At 68.5% G+C, this 2,850-nt stretch carries 2 pseudogenes; one reads left to right on the top strand and one right to left on the bottom strand.

The window, feature by feature from the left end:
• Window positions 1-2,201: pseudogene (locus JHD07_RS35565) on the top strand (negative regulator of septation ring formation); the annotation flags it as partial.
• A gap of 280 nt (window positions 2,202-2,481) precedes the next feature.
• On the opposite strand, the pseudogene JHD07_RS35560 reads toward JHD07_RS35565, so the two are convergent.
• Window positions 2,482-2,850, bottom strand: a pseudogene (locus JHD07_RS35560) (MCE family protein); the annotation flags it as partial.

Here is a 2,850-nt window from a genome sequence, read left to right as displayed (position 1 = left end):
GGGTCGTCTCGCGCACGCTGACCTCGGTCGGCGCCGACACCGCTTCGACCATCCTCAGCAGCGCGCGCGAGGCGCAGATCTCGCTGACCTCGACCTCGGCCGACGCCGCAAACCAGATCCGCACGATCTCGACCGAGATCGAGCGCACGCTGAGCACGGCCACGGCCAACGCGACCAGCGACATCCAGACCAGCGCGCTCAACGCCCAGAACGCGCTGATCTCCGCCTCCAACGAGGCGAGCTCGCGCGTCAAGTCGAGCTCGGCCGACGTCGAGCGTTCGGTGCTCGCCGCCACCTCCAGCTTCGGCCAGGCTATGACCGGCAAGACCGACGAGATCGTCACCTATGTGCAGCAGCAGGCCGACCGCCTGTCGAGCATGATCGACACCAAACGCGGTGCGCTGGTGGACGCGATCGGCTCGAAGGCCAGCCAGCTCACGCTCGACATCGACCGCGTCACATCCGATGCGCTGAAGTCGATCGAGACGCGCGGCCAGGCCTTCTCGCAGACCATGATGGGCAACGGCTCGGAAGTCGCCCGCACCATCAACGTCGCGAGCGAGATCGCCACCGGCGCGGTCAGCAAGTCGCTCAAGGACCTCGAGCAGGCCTCGCGTTCCGCGATCGACCAGTCGCGCCAGGTTTCGATCGCGGCCGTCACCGAGATGCAGGAGACCAGCAAGATCCTGCGCACGGACACGGTGGCGCTGTTCGAGCGCCTGCGCGAAGGCAACATCCTGCTCCAGGAGGTGCTGACCGGTGCGCACGACAACCTCAACTCGCTGGAACGGGCGCTGGTGACGCGCGTCGCCGACTTCGTGTCGGCGATGAACGACGTCACCTCGCGCAACGGCGCTGCGACCCAGAACCTCGAAGAGCAGCTCAACGTCTTCAACAGCAAGACCACGAAGGCGCTGCAGGACCTCGGCGAGCTGTCGACGCAGTTTGACAAGCACGGCCAGGCGCTGGTCGAGGCCGCGCAGGTGGTCGAGCAGAGCAACAAGAACACCACCGCCTCGCTCGCCGAACGCAAGCAGGCGCTGGAATCGCTGGTCACCACCATCGACCTGCGCACCGCCGATCTCGACCAGCGGCTGTCGCGCTTCACCGGCCTGCTCGATGAATCGCTGGCCGCCGCCGAGGAGCGCGCCCGCGACATCGCCCGCGTCGTCGCCGAGACCGCCGGCGCAGGCTCTGCCGCGATCACCCGTCAGTTCGAGGCGGTGCGCGTGGCGTCCGAGGAGGAGCACCGGCAAACCATCGAGGCCATGCACGACATCTACCGCCAGACCACGGACGAGGCGGATGCGATGTTCAAGCAGTCGACCGAGAAGTTCACTAACCTCGTCGCCAGCATGAAGCAGATGGCTCTCGAGATGCACAACGAGCTCGAGGCCACCCGCAACGAACTGCGCCGCGGCGTGCTCGAGATGCCGCAGGAGGCCGCCGAAAGCACCGCGCAGATGCGCAAGGTGATCGTCGACCAGATCGAGGCGCTCGCCGAGCTCAACCGCATCGTGGCCCAGCACGGCCGCGGGCTCGACGTCACCACGGCGGGCCGCGCGAGCGTGCACCGCCAGGAAGAGCCGGTGATGGCGATTGCAGGCGCTCGTGTCGCCGAGACGCGCATGCGCGACACCGGCAGCGCGTCCACGCTGCCGCCGCCGGACCTCGGCATGCCCGCACCCTCGCGTCGTACCGAAGCGCCGCCGGTTGCGCCTGGCGGCAACGACCAGGGCCGCGACGGCTGGCTGTCGGACCTGCTGAGCCGCACGGACGCCAACCAGGGCGCTCCGTCCGGACGTGAGGCCCCGCGCCGCCCCGCGGCGCCCGCGCCGCAGCCGCAGGCCCCGCAAGCCAGCGGCAATCCTCTGGAATCGCTGTCGCTCGACATCGGCCGGTTGATGGACCGCAACCTCGCCGCCGAGATGTGGGACCGCTACCAGCGCGGCGAGAACAAGGCCTTCACCAAGCGCCTCTACACGCCGGCCGGCCAGAAGGCCTTCGACGAGGTCGCCCGCAAGTACCGCGCCGACCGCAACTTCAAGGGCACGGTCGACCGCTACGTCGTCGAGTTCGAACGCCTGCTCGACGAAGTCGCCCGCGACGGCCGCGGCCCGCAGGAGCTGCGCAGCCACCTGACCTCGGAGACGGGTCTGGTCTACACGCTGCTCGCGCATGCGGCGGGACGGCTGGGGTGAGACGCGAAAGCAGATAGCGAATGAAACGGAGGCCTCACGGCCTCCGTTTTTGTTTTGGGCGCATGATTCGCACTCGTGCCCCGGACGCAGCGCAGCGCTATCCCGGCGATGCGGAGCATCGTCCGGTCAGCGGTGCGCTGCAGAGCCGGAGCCCATCTCACAGCTCGTACCCGTGTTGCCGTCTGGGTCCCGGCTCAGCGCAGCAACGCTGACGCATTGCTGCGCGTCCGGGACACGAGACCCACGACGACCAAAGTGCGAAGTGGACGAACGCGTGCCCCTACCGCCTCGGCGCTGCCGCCGGCTTCGGCGGCTCGGGCGGCGGGGCGGGCTGCGACGAGTTGCTGGCGCCGAACAGCACGCGGGTCGGATTGCGGTCGAAATTGTTCACGGCGCGGCTGATGTCGCCGAGGGTACGTCGGCCGTCGGCCATCAGCGCCCCCGAGCGCTTGTCGAAGTCGTCGGCCAATTCGCGGATCGACTTCACCGCCTGGAACAGCTCGCCGCCGTCCTTGCCGCCGGCCAGCGTATTGAGGCCGAGCATGAGGCTGTCGGCCTTGAGCATGACGCCGTCGACCTTGGCCATCACGCCGTCGATCTTCTCGGAATTGCGGGCGAGCGAGTTGGTGAAGGTCTCGAGGTTCTTCAG

The organism is Bradyrhizobium sp., from assembly GCF_016462955.1.
In the GTDB taxonomy this organism is placed as follows: domain Bacteria; phylum Pseudomonadota; class Alphaproteobacteria; order Rhizobiales; family Xanthobacteraceae; genus Bradyrhizobium.
This window is presented reverse-complemented; position numbering and strand designations above follow the sequence as displayed.